The 206-nt window shown below is 64.1% G+C and carries 1 protein-coding gene; it reads left to right on the top strand.

Annotated features, from left to right (window positions below):
* Positions 1-186: hypothetical protein (locus tag J0695_RS41845; protein WP_206970044.1), on the top strand; the 186-nt coding region annotated here is incomplete at its 5' end.
* Positions 187-206 lie beyond the last annotated feature (20 nt).

Below are 206 nucleotides of genomic sequence, written 5' to 3'. Positions count from 1 at the left end.
GCGTATGTGTACGTCGACGGGGTCAAGATCACCACGGTGGATCTCAAGTCCTCGACGACGCTGTACCGCCAGGCGATCTGGACCAAGACCTGGTCCACGAGCGCCAAGCACACGGTGAAGATCGTCGTGGTCGGCACGAGCGGCCGTCCGACGGTGACGACGGACGGTATCGCGTACGTGAAGTAGCGGCACCGGTACGACGGCGG

The organism is Streptomyces beijiangensis, assembly GCF_017315755.1.
Classification (GTDB): Bacteria; Actinomycetota; Actinomycetes; order Streptomycetales; family Streptomycetaceae; genus Streptomyces; species Streptomyces beijiangensis.
Note: the sequence above shows the minus strand (reverse complement) of the source record. Positions and strands in the feature narration are given on the sequence as shown.